Annotated in this window: 19 protein-coding genes and 1 pseudogene; 5 read left to right on the forward strand and 15 right to left on the reverse strand. The window is 27.1% G+C overall.

All coding sequences use genetic code 11. The features are described 5' to 3' along the window. Positions 1–257: transposase domain-containing protein (locus tag BMW96_RS10400; RefSeq protein ID WP_143050737.1), on the forward strand; the 257-nt coding region annotated here is incomplete at its 5' end. A 639-nt stretch (positions 258–896) separates the two neighbouring features. On the opposite strand, the gene BMW96_RS10405 is transcribed toward BMW96_RS10400, so the two are convergent. The 5 genes from BMW96_RS10405 to BMW96_RS10425 form a co-directional block, all read right to left on the reverse strand. Beyond that, positions 897–1,253: a hypothetical protein gene (locus tag BMW96_RS10405; RefSeq protein WP_092355445.1), complete on the reverse strand. Its 357-nt coding sequence runs from the start codon at positions 1,251–1,253 to the stop codon at positions 897–899. 67 nt (positions 1,254–1,320) lie between these two features. Continuing rightward, the gene (locus BMW96_RS10410) at positions 1,321–2,334 is read right to left on the reverse strand and encodes a papain-like cysteine protease family protein (protein WP_157796041.1); all 1,014 of its coding nucleotides are present in this window, start codon (positions 2,332–2,334) and stop codon (positions 1,321–1,323) included. Between the two features lie 522 nt (positions 2,335–2,856). Then, entirely contained in the window at positions 2,857–3,240 is a 384-nt protein-coding gene (locus BMW96_RS10415; protein WP_092355450.1) for a desulfoferrodoxin family protein, read from the reverse strand. Positions 3,241–3,411: 171 nt separating this feature from the next. After that, positions 3,412–4,155 (reverse strand): triose-phosphate isomerase, encoded by a 744-nt coding sequence (gene tpiA, locus BMW96_RS10420; RefSeq protein ID WP_092355453.1) that lies wholly within the window; start codon positions 4,153–4,155, stop codon positions 3,412–3,414. Positions 4,156–4,170: 15 nt separating this feature from the next. Next, entirely contained in the window at positions 4,171–5,355 is a 1,185-nt protein-coding gene (locus BMW96_RS10425; protein ID WP_092355456.1) for a phosphoglycerate kinase, read from the reverse strand. Between the two features lie 84 nt (positions 5,356–5,439). Here BMW96_RS10425 and BMW96_RS10430 point away from each other — a divergent pair, with 84 nt between their 5' ends. Continuing rightward, positions 5,440–5,751 carry a rhodanese-like domain-containing protein gene (locus BMW96_RS10430; protein WP_092355459.1) on the forward strand — a complete coding sequence of 104 codons (312 nt, stop codon included), beginning with the start codon at positions 5,440–5,442 and terminating at the stop codon, positions 5,749–5,751. Between the two features lie 137 nt (positions 5,752–5,888). Here BMW96_RS10430 and BMW96_RS10435 read toward each other — a convergent pair whose 3' ends face one another. Both BMW96_RS10435 and BMW96_RS10440 read right to left on the reverse strand, forming a co-directional pair. Beyond that, on the reverse strand, positions 5,889–6,743 hold the full coding sequence (locus BMW96_RS10435) for a YitT family protein (RefSeq protein ID WP_092355462.1): 855 nt from the start codon (positions 6,741–6,743) through the stop codon (positions 5,889–5,891). A 107-nt stretch (positions 6,744–6,850) separates the two neighbouring features. Next, entirely contained in the window at positions 6,851–7,741 is an 891-nt protein-coding gene (locus BMW96_RS10440) for a PHP domain-containing protein (RefSeq protein ID WP_092355465.1), read from the reverse strand. Positions 7,742–8,501: 760 nt separating this feature from the next. Between BMW96_RS10440 and BMW96_RS10450 the strand changes: the two genes are divergently transcribed. Together BMW96_RS10450 and BMW96_RS10455 are read left to right on the forward strand one after the other, a co-directional pair. Then, on the forward strand, positions 8,502–9,059 hold the full coding sequence (locus BMW96_RS10450) for a TetR/AcrR family transcriptional regulator C-terminal domain-containing protein (protein ID WP_092355468.1): 558 nt from the start codon (positions 8,502–8,504) through the stop codon (positions 9,057–9,059). A 109-nt stretch (positions 9,060–9,168) separates the two neighbouring features. Continuing rightward, on the forward strand, positions 9,169–10,860 hold the full coding sequence (locus BMW96_RS10455; protein WP_092355471.1) for an oleate hydratase: 1,692 nt from the start codon (positions 9,169–9,171) through the stop codon (positions 10,858–10,860). Between the two features lie 74 nt (positions 10,861–10,934). Here the strand turns inward: BMW96_RS10455 and BMW96_RS10460 are convergent, their stop codons facing one another. The 4 genes from BMW96_RS10460 to BMW96_RS10475 all read right to left on the reverse strand — a co-directional run bounded on the left by BMW96_RS10460 (position 10,935) and on the right by BMW96_RS10475 (position 13,342). Further along, positions 10,935–11,054, reverse strand: a complete 120-nt coding sequence (locus BMW96_RS10460) for a cell wall anchor protein (RefSeq protein WP_092355474.1) — start codon at positions 11,052–11,054, stop codon at positions 10,935–10,937. 191 nt (positions 11,055–11,245) lie between these two features. Next, on the reverse strand, positions 11,246–11,932 hold the full coding sequence (locus BMW96_RS10465) for a LytR/AlgR family response regulator transcription factor (protein ID WP_092355477.1): 687 nt from the start codon (positions 11,930–11,932) through the stop codon (positions 11,246–11,248). 618 nt (positions 11,933–12,550) lie between these two features. Then, positions 12,551–12,781, reverse strand: a complete 231-nt coding sequence (locus BMW96_RS10470; RefSeq protein WP_092355480.1) for a hypothetical protein — start codon at positions 12,779–12,781, stop codon at positions 12,551–12,553. Between the two features lie 351 nt (positions 12,782–13,132). Continuing rightward, a complete protein-coding gene (locus BMW96_RS10475) occupies positions 13,133–13,342 on the reverse strand; it encodes a hypothetical protein (protein ID WP_092355483.1) in 210 nt (69 codons plus the stop codon). Between the two features lie 396 nt (positions 13,343–13,738). Between BMW96_RS10475 and BMW96_RS14835 the strand changes: the two are divergent. Beyond that, a pseudogene (locus BMW96_RS14835) lies at positions 13,739–13,855 on the forward strand (hypothetical protein); the annotation flags it as partial. Between the two features lie 369 nt (positions 13,856–14,224). On the opposite strand, the gene BMW96_RS10485 reads toward BMW96_RS14835, so the two are convergent. The 4 genes from BMW96_RS10485 to BMW96_RS10500 all read right to left on the reverse strand — a co-directional run bounded on the left by BMW96_RS10485 (position 14,225) and on the right by BMW96_RS10500 (position 16,931). Further along, the gene (locus BMW96_RS10485; RefSeq protein ID WP_092355486.1) at positions 14,225–14,470 is read right to left on the reverse strand and encodes a hypothetical protein; all 246 of its coding nucleotides are present in this window, start codon (positions 14,468–14,470) and stop codon (positions 14,225–14,227) included. 78 nt (positions 14,471–14,548) lie between these two features. After that, positions 14,549–14,902 (reverse strand): hypothetical protein, encoded by a 354-nt coding sequence (locus BMW96_RS10490; protein ID WP_092355489.1) that lies wholly within the window; start codon positions 14,900–14,902, stop codon positions 14,549–14,551. A 155-nt stretch (positions 14,903–15,057) separates the two neighbouring features. Continuing rightward, on the reverse strand, positions 15,058–16,152 hold the full coding sequence (locus BMW96_RS10495; RefSeq protein ID WP_092355491.1) for an HlyD family secretion protein: 1,095 nt from the start codon (positions 16,150–16,152) through the stop codon (positions 15,058–15,060). Between the two features lie 5 nt (positions 16,153–16,157). Then, positions 16,158–16,931, reverse strand: coding sequence for an ATP-binding cassette domain-containing protein (locus BMW96_RS10500; protein ID WP_092355493.1), 774 nt, complete (start codon positions 16,929–16,931; stop codon positions 16,158–16,160). Positions 16,932–16,935 lie beyond the last annotated feature (4 nt).

Genomic DNA, 16,935 nt, shown 5'->3' on the forward strand with positions numbered 1-16,935 from the left:
CGGAAAGAGCGATACGCCCGTTTACAATCGGAAGAAACAACTGGCTGTTCATGAATACAGTAAAGGGTGCAGATTCCAGTTCTTATATCTACAGCCTTGTTGAGTCAGCAAAACTAAATAATCTAAAACCGTATGATTACTTTAATTATATTTTAAGCATCTTACCTGGTAAGGACATGAATGACGAAAAATTATTAGAATCAGTAATGCCGTGGGCAGAACTACCAAAAGAATTATATAATCCTAAGAAATCATAGAAATATGATCTTTTAGTGCTCAATAACTATTACACCATTATTATAAACTAAATAATGGTGTTTTTAAGGTGTATGTTATTTGACGCTTACAGCTTTTCTTCATTTTTTAGTATTTGAATAATAAAGAAATTATTTACACTTTCCTGTTAAAACTCTGTGTTATAACAAAGAATCAATATAGGCAATGATTTTAACGAGAACACACAATAAAAATCCTATAATTTTATATTGAAACATAAAGAATATTTTGATGAAAAGCTTGCAAAGATGGTAAATAATCTTGAATATTGAACCGTTAAACTTTCTGATGAAATTATCATATTAAAAACCAGCAATAAAAAAAACTTAAAACAGTGAACTATGGCTATTGTTATAAACCAGCGTTCTTAAAAGCATTAACTATTTTTAAACAGAAAAACAAAGAATTAAAAATAGAAAAAGATGATATAACAAAACAACCAAGAACACAGAAAGAAACTGAAAAACTTTTTCATAGTACTTATTTTTCTGTATAAATTGTTGGTGAATAGTTACATATTTAAAGCTAATTCTTTATGAATTCAATATATAATACATAAAAGTAAAAAGATGAAAATCCTTTTTACCAAAAATTCCCACCTTTATACTAATTAGATGTATCTATTTGTAATATACATATTCTTTTATTTCTTTATTATATATCACTATTTTATTATCCTTTTTATTATAATAAACTTTACTACCAATTGCCTCTATCAAAGCATTTGTAACTTGTAAATCATTAGTGGGTTTTTGTAAATCATTATCACAAGCCTCATTTACTTCTCCTATCAAAATATATTCTTCATTTATACTAGTTGTATTAGAACATTCTTTATCTAACCAATATATCTCGCCATTGTACATTATACCTGGTTTATATCCACCATCAACTTTTGATTTATCAGTTGAACAAGCTATTAAAAACAATAAAATTAACCCACAGACCAATCCTTTGTATAATATAGAATTCTTCATTAATACCCTCTACTTTCAATACATATTCATTTATTTTCTAATTTAAATAAACCTAAATTCCTATTATTTAATTAACTTTAGCAAACGTCATAAATCCATCCTGAATCATTTTTTGCCCATTCGCTGCTACATAAGCATAATTTGTTAAGGGATAAGTTTCTGAATATGCATACCATGGATTCCGTACTTTTACTGTCCCCCCATCAATTCCATGAACAACTATAGCATGTCTTGCTGAACTATTATTTGCATAATGAAACGCTCCATATATTGGACGTTTAACTTTAAGTTGACCCTCTACCACTGAATATGTAAGATTTCCAACACCATTATATTCCGAAACTAAAATTCCGGGCACAGCAGCTGCATAATTTTTTATCAAAGACCTAGAAATAGAAGAATTTGCTGATACTCCCCCAAATTTAGCTATTGTACTTGCATATACTGTTGTATTCCCTGTCATGTATCTAATAATATTTGCTGCCACATGTCCTCCACACCATGGATTGCTCCCTTGTACATCTTTATAGTCTATAGCCAGATTATAATAAGCTCTTGCTTCAACTTTTAATGTCTTTTTTGGAATTTCAATAAATGATAACACATCCTTTTCCATAACACTTTTCTTTTCTTTACTCAAATACATAATATACTCTTTTGAATATTCCACATTATTAAGCTTATCATTTGACCATACAATAATATTATCATCCGAACTAACAACTAAATCATTATTAGAGATAGCAATCACATTATTTTTTGTTTTTGTTTCAATAAGTTCATTAAATTGGTATGCAAGCAATTCGCTAACAATTCCAGAATATCCTTTCTCATCATGAACAATTCTATATACATACCTAACTCTTTCATTAATAAATATAGGATATAAATAGTAATTTAAATTCTCTTGATTATACACTTTTATTCCACCACCCAATTTAATACTATTACAAATCTCATAATCATAATTAGTATGTGTCAATAAAAGTTCATATACTGTATTTTTTGCATATTGATCCACAAGAGATGTGTCCTCAGTTTTAATTAATAATGTTTCTTTTTCTAATCCTCCTACATTCATAGTACTTCCAACAATTATTACCGACAATAATATTAATATAATTTTTTTCATATTCTAAATTTATATGAGCTAATTTATATATAATACAAATTTCATATTTCTCCTCTCTTTAATATTATAATTAACTTTATTTTTTAAAATTTCTTCTATAATTTATCTAACTCACAAAAAAACAAATACAGCAGTAAATTTTAACATCAATTGAAATAATCAGATTACTAAAAAACCTTATTTTATATTTCAACATATAAAACTTTTAATAAAAATAAGCGATACCAAAATACAATATGTGGTTAATTACACAAACAACTTAAACATTAATATTACAAATATTTAGTTTCACCTCCACAACACAATAAAACTATAGCTATAATTTTTATATTATCTGATTTTATTATACAACCTTTAAATATTTTTTTAACTATTTTGGATTTAACGGTTAGATTTTTGTATTCAACGGTCATTCTTTTCATATTCCTCTAGCGACTTAAACCAAAAATAAAAACCCCACAATGGAGGTCTCTATAATTCAATTTCTGTTTTCCACAATCCATGAAGATTACAATATTCATAAACAGTAGCTTTACCACTTTTACCAGCAATATTAAACTTCGCAACTGGTTCATCATCTGAAGTTAAAGTAACTTTCTTAATACTACTATCAGCAAATTCAATCCATATATTACTAATTAAGTGTTCTGGTGTCATTGGATGCATTACATCACCAACTACTGCAGTTAGGCAATCCCCATCTACTTTTAATACAGGAACATGTTTTTCAGTTGCTGCATCAACTGCCCCTGCTTTAATTTCTTCCATTTTTTTACCACAACACATTAATGGTACACCATGATCCTCAACCATTTCAACAACATTTCCACAGATTGGACATTTCAATAATTTCATCTTCAAGCCTCCTTTAAATTTATTTATCCCTTGCAATCACACTATAGCACACTTTAACAATAATAGTTACTAATATGCTTTGTTATTTCTTTAACAAAACTCACTAATTATTATATCCTATAAACATAAAATTATACATAAAAAGAGACTTCAACGAAGTCTCTCTATCTATTATCCTAAATTTTCAACCATTGCAAGATAAGAATCTACTTGTAAAGATGCTCCACCAACTAAAGCACCATCAATATCTGGTTGTTCTAGTAAAGTTTTTAAACCTTCAGGTTTAACAGAACCACCATATTGAATTCTTACTTGATCTGCAACTTCTTGACCATATAAATCAGCAATTACACTACGAATATATGCACAAACATCTTGAGCAATTTCATTAGTAGCTGTTTTACCAGTTCCAATAGCCCATACTGGTTCATATGCAATCACACTACGTGATGCACATTTTGGACATACATCTTTAAAAGCTGCAACTGTTTGAGTTTTAACAACATCTTTAGTTGTTCCAGCTTCATATTCTTCTAAAGTTTCACCAACACAAACAATTGGAGTCATATCATTTTTTAATACTTGTAACATTTTAGCATTAACTGTTTCATCAGTTTCACCAAAATATTGTCTTCTTTCAGAGTGACCTAAGATTACCCATTCAACTCCAATTTCTTTTAACATTTCAACACTAACTTCACCAGTATAAGCTCCGTTATCTTTGAAATGGCAGTTTTCAGCAGCAACTAATAAATTTTTAGTTCCTTCCTTAGCTGTTTGTAATGCCAAATATGGAGTTGCAATACCCCAATCAGCACTATCAGATACCTTAGCATCTACAGCTTCAACAAACACTTTAGTTTCAGCGATTGTTTTATTCATTTTCCAGTTTCCTACGATAATTGGTTTTCTCATTATAATTTCCCCTTATTATTTATCATCGATTGCAGCGATACCTGGAAGAACTTTACCTTCCATATATTCTAATGAAGCCCCACCACCAGTTGAGATGTGAGAAACTTTATCAGCATATCCAAGTTGCATAACAGCAGCGGCACTATCTCCACCACCGATAATAGTGTTAGCACCGTCTAAATTAGCTAAAGCTTCACATACTGCGATAGTTCCTTTAGCAAATGGTTCCATTTCAAATACACCCATTGGTCCATTCCATACTACTGTTTTAGCACCATCTAATGCAGCTTTAATATTTTCAACAGATTTAGGCCCAATATCTAATCCCATATATCCATCAGGTACATCTTCACCACATACTTTAATATCACCTTCAGGTGCAAATGCTGTATTGATTACTGAATCCACTGGTAAGATTAACTTATCTCCACCTTTAGCAATCAATTCTTTAGCTACTTCAATACGATCATCTTCAACTAAAGAGTTACCAATAGAATGACCCATAGCTTTCATGAATGTATAAGTCATACCACCACCAACAATTACTTTATCAGCTACTTTTAATAAATTTTCAATTACTAAAATCTTATCAGAAACTTTAGCTCCACCTAAGATAGCAACCATAGGTCTTTCTGGATCATTTACAGCTTTTCCAATATAAGCAATTTCTTTTTCTACTAAGAATCCAGCTGCACTTGGTAAGTGAGCAGGAATACCAGCAGTTGAAGCATGTGCTCTATGTACAGATCCAAATGCATCTTCAACAAATACATCACCTAATGAAGCCCAATATTTTCCAAGTTCAGGATCATTTTTAGATTCACCAGCTTCATAACGTGTATTTTGTACTAAAATCACAGCACCATCAGTTGCATTTTTAATAGCATCTTCTAAGACTGCACCTCTTGTTGCATTAACAAAAGTAACAGGTTTTCCTAAATGTTTTTCTAAACAAGGAGCAACAACTGCTAAATCATTTTTAGCTTTATCTTCTTCTGTTTTTACTTTTCCTAAGTGTGAAAATAAAACCACACATTTTGGAGCTTGTTCTAATAGATAATTAATTGTAGGTAAAGCAGCTACAACACGATTATCATTAGTAATTTCTCCAGTTTCTTTGTTTCTAGGTACATTGAAGTCAACACGACATAAAACTACTTTTCCAGCGACTTCGATATCTTTAATTGTTTTTTTATCCATTTTTAATATTCCTCCATGGCTGAATTATATCACTGTTATTCATTGTTTTCAATTAATTTCATATAATATAATGAGGTGAAATATATGGAAAACAACCAATTAATCAACATCGACAAATTACCAGAATTACTTAAACATGATTATACATTTATCGATTTAAGAGATTCATTACAATTTAATAAAGTCCATTTACAAAAATTCATTAATATTCCTTATGAGAACTTTATCAACAATCCCCCTCATTTGTCTAAAAACAAGCCAATTTATTTAATTTGTTACAGTGGTAAAAGATCTCTAGAATTAGCCAAACAACTCACTATGCAAGGTTATGATGCTTACAGTTTTAATGGCGGATTCTATGCTATCGAACATCCTATAAACAATCAACTTTATTAATAAATCATATGCAAAAAGTAAAAAATTAAATTTCTACTCAATAAAACAACTATTAACCTCTCAAAAAAAGGTTACCCAGAACAATCATTTTTGTAACCTATAACCCCTTATTAATTAAATTAAAAAATAAAATATATTTATAATGGTGCATTATAAAACCGCCCAACATATTTTTCTGATTTACTTACATTTATAATAACCTTAGGATCTACTTCTTTTAGCACTGTAATCACATCATCAACTTCATAACTTGAAACTATTGCCGTCAACATTGACACTGGTAATTTAGAATAACCACCTATACCATCTAAAGCTGTGATTCCATGATGAAATTTTTCACAATATACTGCCATAACTTCATCTTTATGCTTTGTAAATATCTGCATCATCACTCGTTTGTAGCGAGTATGAAAAGTAGAAATTGTTTTAGTTGATAAAAATTGAAACAATATTGAATAACCTGCTGCTTCAAAACCAAAAATACAGCCAAATACACTAAGCATTAAAACATTGAAAACAAATACCTGATTCCAAATTTCCTTACCATTTTTATTAGAAACATATAAAGAAATAAAATCTGTACCACCACTTGAAGCATTTCCTTTCAAAGCAATAACAATACTACCACCAAACAAAAACCCACCAAAAATGACATTTAAAATTTTATCATCAAACAAAAGTACACGTGGAACAAATGGCAAAAACAATGAAGTAAAAGCTACTTGTAATAGTGAAAAAAACACAAATCGTGGTGAAATCTTTTTAACACAAAATAAAGCCACTGGAATATTTAAACATAGCAAACCTATTGATGTAGGAATACTTATCCCAATCAACTCACCAATCATATCCACCATAATAGCGATACCCATAAAGCCACCTGACAAAATACCAGCAGGTCTTACTAAATTTTTTGTTGCAAAAGCCATGATTAACGATGATAAAAATACTGCGCCAAAACTAATCAAACATTTCTTCTTTTTTATATCCATGTTACTGATCCCCTTTTATACGCCCCGATTATAGCACAGTGATTGTATCAAATAAAGAACAATTATAATTATTTTTGATAAAAAAGATTTCTCCATCCCCCTTATAATTAGATTAATTTATATTCTTTTAATTGACTTTCAATATCATGTTCATCAATCGTACAATGACATTCGCCAAGTTCAATTGCTGGCTTAGTTTTACCATGATAATCACTACCACATGTAATTAAAATTTGATGTTTTTTCCCCACCTGATAGAAATATTCAACTGTTTCAGGACTATGATAATTACTAAAAGCTTCAACTCCCTCTACCCCTAATTCCACCATCTCATCAAAAATTTTAAATTTACCTTTTAAATTATTTCCAGGATGAGCCAAAACAACTATTCCACCATGCCCTTTGATTAAATCAATTACTTCTTTTAAAGTCGGATAAACTATTTCTGTATAACACAGTTTCCCTTGAGCATAAAAATCCCAATAAAAATTAACATATGGATTGTCACCTCGTTCTCCACCACTACGATATGGTTTTAACAAAGTATTTTCATTATAACGCTGATCATTTAATAATACCTCACCAAACATTTCTCCTGTATAGACACCATTATCACTCAAAGCATCTAATGCCACTTGATCAACATCAAAACCTAACATATTTGTTAATTTTACTTTTTCCTTAGAACACTCTAATTCCTGCTTTAAAATATTTTTTTCCAAAATAACAAAGTCATCATGACTATAATCTATACCATAGCCTAAAATATGTAAATTAATTCCATTATAAGTACAGTCAATTTCGATACCAGGAATATATTTAATATTTAATTTAGCTGCAGCTTCTTTTGCTTCATCAATTGCTTTAACACTATTATGATCAGCAATTGACATAATTTTAATCCCTGCTTTGTAACATTGTTCAACTAATTGAATCGGGGTAAACTCACCATCATCACTATATTTTGAATGTATGTGTAAATCAATATATTTTTCCATTTAATTATCTCTCTTTCACATTTTATTTTTTAATACTTCAATACAATCCATACTTAATCAATCTAAAATATCGATATCAATAATTTTAGGCCAATGTTCTGTAGACAAGTAATTAATTGGCTCAAATCAAACTCTTTAAACACCTCACTACAAACACCGCTAACTTCTGGATTGATAACACAACAAAACGTTGCTAATTGTTTCAATAGTAAGTCTTTAAGCAGCATTTCTTCTTGCTCGTAATAGCTAACAAACAGTAAATATGATAGTTCACCCACAAAATCAAAATACCCTCTGTATAATCGATGATCAATTAAAATGCCACATCCAATATATTTAATTTTAAATTAATACATTAACACTAAATAATAACATTTGGATAATGAATCTCAAATCCTATGTTAACAACATTGACATCATTGTCCATTATTATTTCAAGATCAAAACACTCTTTCAACAACATTGCTAATCCACAATTTTGTAACAATTTAAAATCACAAGTTATAATTTTTCCATCTTTACATATTTTTAGTACACTTAATTCTAATACAGTTATTTTATATTAAATTACTTATAGCATCTAATAATTCATCGATTAAGTCATCTTCACTAATAAGCCTTTAATTTTAACCAAACATCTCCCCTTTTTTATCTTTCGTCATAACAAACGTAAGATTATATATTTATTATAATAAGATTATTATTAATATAAATGTTTTATTCATAAAAATTTGATACAATAGACCTCGAGGTGAACTATATGTCTGATTCTTTGATTACTAAACGGGCTCTAGCTAAAACTTTAAAAGAACTTTGTCAATACCGCAATTTTGAAAAAATTTCGATTAATGATCTAACAAATAAGTGTGGTTTAAACCGCCAAACTTTTTATTATCATTTTCAAGATAAATACGATTTATTACAATGGCTTTACTATGATGAATTATTTGCAAATATTGAAAATATAATTACATTTGATAATTGGGATCAATGCTTACTTAAAGTTTTAGTAAAAATACATCAAGAAAAAGAATTCTATATTAATACAATTAATACTAATGAACAATATTTTTATCAAGATCTTTTTAATTTAGCACAAAAATGTTTTTATGATGCCATTACAAAACTTGATTCCAACTACTCTGTATCAACACAAGAAAAAAATTTTTTTAGCGAATTTTACGCTTATGGTATTTCAGGTACTGTTCTTCATTGGATTAAAACAAACATGAAAATAGAACCAGTAAAACTAGCACAAAAATTAAAAAAAATTGCTACTCAAAGCGAAATCTTTGCTGCTAATTTGTTAAAAAATTAGACAATTACTATTATCTGTCCAGTATTTAGACAAAATAAAATTTTTGTTTAAATACTTTTTTTATTTTTTGACTATACTATTAACTGTAAAAGAAAGAAGGATCGATAATATGAAAACTAAAACAAAATTATTGACTAGTGCTGCACTTCTCACTGGTGTTGGAGCAGTAATCACTAAAAAATATTTTAACAATAAAGAAGATATTAAAGAGCCAGTTAAAATTACCAATCAACAAGTATATTTAATTGGTGGTGGTCTTGCTAGTATGGCTGCTGCTGCTTATTTGATTCAAGATGGACATATGGATGGTAAAAATATTCATATTTTTGAAGGCATGAAAATTCTTGGTGGTAGCAACGATGGTGCTGGATCTATCGAAAACGGGTTTATTTGTCGTGGTGGACGTATGTTAAATGAAGAAACTTATGAAAACTTTTGGGAATTATTTAATCGAATCCCATCAATTGATCATCCTGGTCAAAGTGTTACTAAAGAAATCTTAGATTTTGATCATTTACATCCTACTGAAGCTCGTGCAAGATTAATTGATCGTCATGGTAAAATTCTTGATGTCAAATCAATGGGATTTGATAATAATGATCGTTTAACTTTAGGAAAACTAATGATTACTCCTGAATCTAAACTAGATGACATTAGTATTGAACAATGGTTTAAAGATACTCCACATTTTTTTACTACTAATTTTTGGTATATGTGGCAAACTACTTTTGCTTTTCAAAAATGGTCCAGTGTTTTTGAATTAAAACGCTATATGAATCGAATGATTTTTGAATTTCCTCGAATCGAAACTTTAGCTGGGGTAACCAGAACCCCATATAATCAATATGAATCAGTTATTTTACCAATTAAAAAATATTTAGATAGTCATAATGTTAATTTTATTACAAATACGACAGTTACAGATATTGATTTCAAAGACGATGAAACTATAACCGCTAAAGTTATCCATATAAATAAAAACGGTAAAGAAGAAAAGATAATACTTAATGATAATGATTTATGTATTATGACAAATGCTTGTATGACTGATAGCGCTACATTAGGTGATTATAAAACTCCTGCCCCAAAACCAGTTGAAAGACCAATATCAGGTGAATTATGGTATAAAGTTGCTAAAAAGAAACCTAATCTAGGTAATCCAGAACCATTCTTTAATAATGCCAGGGAAACAAACTGGGAAAGTATTACAGTAACTTTAAGAGGAAATAAATTTCTAAAAATGATTGAAGAATTTACAACTAACATACCTGGCAGTGGGGCTTTGATGACTTTTAAGGATTCTTCATGGTTAATGTCAATAGTAATTGCAGCACAACCACATTTTAAAGCACAGGATGCCAATACAACAATTTTCTGGGGCTATGGATTATATACAGATCGTTTAGGTGATTATATTAAAAAACCAATGAAGGATTGTACAGGTGAAGAAATAATTGATGAATTATTGTATCATCTGCATCTAATCGATCGTAAAGAAGAAATCAAAGAAGATATCATCAACGTTATTCCTTGTATGATGCCTTATGTTGACGCTCAATTCCAACCACGTAAAATGAGTGATCGTCCTAATGTAGTTCCTAAAGGGTCCACTAATTTTGCGATGATTTCACAATTTGTAGAGATTCCTGAAGATATGGTTTTCACTGAAGAATATTCTGTTAGAGCCGCAAGAATTGCAGTTTATAAATTATTAGGCATTAATAAACCAATTTGCAAAGTTACCCCTTATAATAAAGATCCAAAAGTCTTAAAAAAAGCTTTAGAAACAGCTTATCGTTAGTAATAGTAATGTAAAAAGGCAAAATCAATTATAATTGATTTCGCCTTTTTACATATAAATCTATTTTCTATAAATTATTTATTTTTATTTTTCATTTTATAAATAACTACACCTGCAATAACCACTACTGCTACTACCATCAATACTATGTATGGTGTCATATTTGTACTATCACCTGTAAATACAGCATTCATCTAAATCACCCCTTTGCATTATTTTACCGCTAAAACAACATAAGTGCAAATAATAAATTTATATCTAATATTCATTTTTCCTGATTAAATATCCAACTAATTATATTCAGATAATATAATCACACAACACTATTATTATCTTAATAATCCAAATTTTTATCTATACATTTTTTTAAATTTCTTCGAGTAAATTATATACGATTTATTGCTCTAATCATCAATTCAAATACTTCTCTTCTTTTTCTTCTACTAACCTCTACTATCATATCACTATATTTTAATTTTATATTCATACCAACCATAAAAGCTATTTTATCAATATTTATAATTTGATTCTTATTCACTAATACAAATTGTATTGGTAGTGTTTTAATAACATCTTTGATTGATATATATCCTAAATCATCATATCCGTTTTTCTTATAAACATATAAATGCCTATCTATGTATTCAATAAGTAATATTTCAGCGGGTTCATAGCAATAAATATCATTTTTTGTAGTTATCATAATATTTTTATTAATAACTACATATTCTAAAATTTCTTTAACAATCTTTTTAAATTCAATATCAATTTGATTCTTAATAATATAACCAGCAACATTTATTCCTATTACTTCTGTAATTCTATCATATGAGTTTGTAACAACAACTATGATTATTTGATTACTTTTTAATTTTCTAACTATATCAATTCCATCTATTTCTGATAAATCTATTTCCAAAAACAATATATCATATTTATTTCTATTTTCCAAAAAAATACGTGGGCTTTCATACATATCAATATCAAATCCACTAACATAACTATTATCAATTATTAATTGTTTAATCTTATCACAAAAATATTTATCATTATCTAAAATAGCTATTTTCATATTTATCTCTCCCCATAATTAATGATACTATTTTATCAATACATTATAAATATTTCAACCAACTTCAATATCTTTTTAGGGCAATCGGATAAAAACCAATAAGAATACTATTGGTAAATAGTACTGCTCCATTATAATACATAATGTTTTATTTATGATCCAATCTATAATAACAAGTTATTTTGATTTCTAAAAAGGATAGAATTCTTGAACAGAATATCTATCCTTTATAAGTATTATGAAAATAAATTTAATATTGTGTCAATTTGATCATTGGTATAATTTCTATTTTTTAATTCACCCACTGTACAATTTTTTAAAATCCAAATATGTTTTAGATAATTCTGCAATGCTTCTGATAGTTCTGTGTATATAATATCATCCTGTTTTAAACTAGCTTTTGATTGAAACAAAGTTTTATTTCTATAAGTTTCAACATTAGATTTTAATTGTAAATAAAACCATAAAGAAAGATATTATTATTCTAAACCACTTTTTCATATTAATAATCTTCAAAATATTTTTTCACCAAATATTTAAAACTCATATTCAAGTGATTATAAAAGTAAGTTATTATCTACTATCATTCGTATAGCAAATAAAACAATGACAAAAAATTTAATCATTTTTTTTAAATTCATTTTCTAACTGTTTAAATTTATGCCTTATATATACACCCAAGATAGAAATTTGAATAGCAATAAATAGTACAGGTATTATTACATCCCCCATTACAGAATGACTTCCTGGAGAAGATATAAGATTCATCACTCCAATATATAAAATAAATACTATAATAGTCAGTACTGCGATTAAAAAAACAGTTAAAAAATATTTAATTATTTTCATAAAACATGCTTCCCCTTTATAATGCTAATTTTTATAATTCAATATCAAACTATCTATCATCTATTTGTATTTTAATTGATACATGATAAAAAATATATAGATTAACTAATCAATAATAAATAGATTTTATAATTTAAAATTGTAATGATATTATATTTTCTATATTTGCATTAAATAACATAAATTTAATAAAAACCAAAAACATATTGTAAACTCCAATACCTCCTTTTTATACTATTTTTCTCTGCTAAAATATATAAAGTTATTTAACTTAAATCGTTCAGGAACTGAATTTTATCACAAAACCTTTTTAATAAATAATATCATTCTATAAAGTTTTTATTATAATCCTCAATCTAATATTTCTTTAACTTTCTTTAAAACAATTAAAATTAATGGAATTGCCATAATAAGATATAAATAAAACATCAATGAAGTAATCCCTAGTCCTTCTCCTATATCATAAAACATATTTATAAAATAGCCGAATATAAGAAAATATATTCTAGATAGAGCAATTCCAATAATAAGTAACATTACATTTATAATTACTTTTCTCATATTTTCACCTTCTTTACATATTTTACTTAAATATTATTGGAAAATTATAATAGTATTCTTCTTATCTTTATTATACATCAATTATTTATTATTATGATATTTATTGATCCAACGGTTCAATTTAAGGATTCAATGGTTAAAAAAAGCTATAAACCATAATCTATATTTCAGTTTCAAAAAAACGAAAAAAAACAATCATATTATTCTACATAAAAAGAATCAACTGATTAATCTAATTTGATTAATATATAGTTGATTCTTTTAATTTAATTTAGTAATTAACACCTATTGTGAAGAATTAGATTCATTTCATGAAAAAGTCAAAAAGAATGTACAAAGTGAAGAAAGGATAAAATTGATGTTTCAAAGAAGTAATGAAACAAAGGGACATTCGGCGATTTAAAACAAAATCAAGGATATAACAGATTACGCCGAAGAAGAGAATCCGGTGTGAAATTGGAAATATATATGATAGCAATAGGACAAAATATTAGAAAATATCACCGAAGATAAATAGAAAATAAGAAAAAGGCGGAGAAATTATTGTCAGAATTAAATTAAAAAACAAATTTTTTTGAAAAAGAGCAAGTTCTTTTTAAGTGCGTCAAAAATTCATAAAAGTTATTCACAATGAAACAACTTCTATGGATTTTTTTATATGAAAGGGATTAACAAAAAAAGAGCTGAACGCTCTAAATAATTAACAAAAATTACTTAGTCGTTACAGCCCCCTTATAAATCTAATAATCATCCTTCTTTTAAAATATCATTTATTCTATAGCAACCTTTATCTTATAATTTGTATATTTAAATTATTATAGATTATTAATCTAACTTAATGATATTGTACTGAAATATAAATATTTAAGGTAACAGCTTCCATTATTTCATCTTTTGATCTTTTTCTATTGATTTAAACTTTATGAAGAATATTATAGAAAATACTATAAATCCCTGTAATAAAAATGTAGAAAAGTTCTTACCAGCAAAACGAATACCACAAGCATTAATAGTTATAGATATTAAAACAAAAATAAATCCAATTAACATAGATATAGCTGCATACAAAATATTGACTAATATTTTTGAAGTTGTTTTTTTATTAATATTCTCAACAATTTTTTTCAAAATATACCCCTTCCCATTTGATTTAAAAAATAATAATGATTGGATATTTTATAAATTTGTTTAATTTTTCATATTTCTTTATGCCTTTTCATATCTCAATTTTCTTCTCTGTTGAGCCCACAATAGAGCTTGATATGAATTTGGTGGATATCCAGAATCAACTGGTTGTGGTTGGTATGCAATTGCTTTTGCATTACCTCCTAAATTCTTGATTATAGTCTCGCTTACATGTGACTCAATCCAGTCAGTTACTGTAGTTCCAACAAAATACATAGCAATATGATCTATTACTGTGACAGCCAACCCTACTTTCCATGATACAAAACATAATGCAACATCAAACCATATACCTTCACCATTAACATCTTCTTTTTGAAATTCATTCAATTCTTTAAAATCACAATTACAATAAATCCCTTTTTTCTTTTTCATATTTTCCTCCATTTCTGTCCACATCCAGTAGATGCAAAACATATAATCAAAGTCTTATTTTGCTATTAATATAAATTACTTTAAATATCAACATATAATTAATGTCTATGTTTTTCTATTAATAATATATTTTCTCACTCCTCTTTTTATTTAATCTATATTTCAATACCTAAAATATCCAAAAAGTATTTAAAATAGCTTTTACTTTTATACTGAATTCTAGCAGTTCCAGTTATCCCACTCGATATATTAATTTTTTCATTTTTTGAATTAAGTAAATAATTATTATCTAATAAAATTTCACCTTTAAAATAAATTTTTTCATCATAACTTACAGATGAATCTATATCAATAGATTTAATTGTTCCACGTAAAGTTCCATACTCTTGTTGACTTAACCCATCAATTAAAATATCAACTTTATTTCCAACTTTAACAACACTTCTATCTTTTGAAGGTATCATAATTACAAAATTCTGTTTTGTACTTTCTTGAGAAATTGATGCAATTTCTTGTCCAGCTTCAATATACATACCATTTTTCAATTTTGGGTTTAAATGAATTATGCCTGTTTTATTTGCTATAATATTAATTTCTTTTGTTTCCATTGCTTCTAATTGGGATTGATATTGTAAAACTTGATTTTGTAAGGTGTTTTTTTCATTTGTTGCACTATTATAATTATCTAGGAAAAAAAATCTTTTTCTTATATCATATATTCTAACTTGCTCATTTATTTGTACTTCATCATACCCTAAATTTTCTAAATATGATTTATTAACCTCATATTCTGAACACTCAATAAAATATTTCTCTACTTTATAATAGAACTCCTGTTCTATTAGGTCATTAGAGTTAAATGAATTAGTTTTATTTTTTAAATTTTCTTGAAGTTTTTCATATAATTGAATTCTGTTACTTAAATATTCGATATTTTTAACTAATTGTACTTTTTCAATATCATTACTATTAATTTCAACTATAATATCTCCTTTATTAACAAAACTCCCCTCATTTACATTTACTTTTATAATTTCGCCTGGATATTTATTTACAACCAAACTTTTATCTTCAGCTTGTAAAACACCATCCACTTTAACAACTTCTATTTTTTTATTCGTTAATGATAAATAAATTAAAATAGAAGTCACCAATAATACAATAATCAAAAAATAATTAATAATTCTTGGAGGTTGTTTATCAAAAATAAATCTTTTATTATTTAAATCATCAATCAAATATTCTTTCATAACTATTATCCTCCATATTTTACTAACTTCCTATAGGTATTAGACATTTCCAACAACTTTTTGTGATCTCCTATAGCTTCAATTTTTCCGTTATTTAATACAATAATTTTTTTAAAATCTTTAATAGAACTAACTCTGTGCGATACAACTACAACCGTCTTATCACTATAATATTCTAATATATTATCATAAATTATTTTTTCAGATATTAAATCCATATTACTTGTTGATTCATCCATCAATAAAATATCTGCATCATTTATTACTCCTCTTGCTAAAGCTATTTTTTGCTTTTCCCCACTTGAAATATTAATATTTTCAGTTAAAATTGTTGAATAACGATGTGGTAAGTTTGATATAAATTCATCGCAGCCTATCTTTTTACATACTGATATTATCTTTTCGATATTTACTTTATTATTCATACATAAATTTTCTTTGACAGTTCCAGTAAAAATTTCTGCTTTTTGAGGGACATATGATATTTTTTTTCTAAGACTTAAAATATCAATATCTTTAATATTTAAACCATTAAATTTAATCTCACCTTGATCATGTACACATATTCTCACAAATAATTTTAGTAAAGTTGACTTACCACAACCACTTTTCCCTACAATCGCAACTTTTTCTCCATGTTTTATATTCAAATTAATATCAGTAAGTGTATTTTTCCTTTCACCATATCTAAAAGATACATTTGATAGGGAGATTTCATTAATTTTATTAATAGTTATTCCGGAATTTTTCTCTTCTTCAAATTGCAATAATTCATTCATTCTG

Source organism: Thomasclavelia cocleata (assembly GCF_900102365.1).
Lineage (GTDB): Bacteria > Bacillota_I > Bacilli_A > Erysipelotrichales > Coprobacillaceae > Thomasclavelia > Thomasclavelia cocleata.